The organism is Suttonella ornithocola (assembly GCF_001889065.1).
GTDB classification, from domain to species: domain Bacteria; phylum Pseudomonadota; class Gammaproteobacteria; order Cardiobacteriales; family Cardiobacteriaceae; genus Suttonella_A; species Suttonella_A ornithocola.
Genome location: NZ_LWHB01000317.1, coordinates 1 through 664 on the forward strand (window position 1 = coordinate 1; position 664 = coordinate 664).

At 38.4% G+C, this 664-nt stretch carries 1 protein-coding gene and 1 pseudogene; both read left to right on the plus strand.

The features are described 5' to 3' along the window. Nucleotides 1-326, plus strand: a pseudogene (locus tag A5N85_RS15935) (hypothetical protein); the annotation flags it as partial. Nucleotides 327-335: 9 nt separating this feature from the next. After that, nucleotides 336-629 (plus strand): IS630 transposase-related protein, encoded by a 294-nt coding sequence (locus A5N85_RS14055; protein ID WP_072577666.1) that lies wholly within the window; start codon nt 336-338, stop codon nt 627-629. The last annotated feature ends 35 nt before the right edge of the window (nt 630-664 follow it).

Sequence of the window (664 nt, forward strand, 5' to 3'; positions counted from 1 at the left end):
CAAAAGCTGACACAGAGAAAAGAGAGCACTTTCAAGAACAAATAGTAGATAAGACCGCTCAAGACAAACCGATAGTCTATCTTGATGAATGTGGTTTTAAAGCCTTTGCTCATAGAGCTTATGGCTACAGCACAAAAGGACAAGTTTGTCATGGAAGTGATAACTGGCATTTAAAGAACCAGAGCAATGCGATTGGAGCCATTATCAATGGAGAATTGTTTGCCTTACGCTTATATGATGGTTCTATAGTCAAATCACTTAGAATCCAATCTATCCAAAGCAGATATAAAGAACAACTTGTAGTAGAATTATCAAAAACAAACTGAGCATATCCTATGACCTACTGCCGCCAATTCCGACAAAAAATTCTTAACGATATTGCTAATGGAGAAACTTGGCGCGCTGTTGCAAAGCGCTACAAGATCAGCAAATTCACCGTCTATAGCTGGATTAAAAATCCCCATCCTAAAGGCTTTACTGAGCGTAAGCCCTCAAAGATTGATGATGAAGCCTTGCTTAAGGATATTGAGCAGTATCCTGATGATTACCAATGGGAAAGAGCTAGACGTTTTAATTGTCTCGCAATCAGCGATTTGTTATGCTCTAAAGCGACTAAAGATAACGCATAAAAAAAGATTAAACCAACATCCAAAAAACCGACACA

Excerpts from the sequence above, each read along its gene's own strand:
- A5N85_RS14055 (WP_072577666.1), top strand. The coding sequence starts at position 336 with ATGACCTACTGCCGCCAATTCCGACAAAAAATTCTTAACGATATTGCT.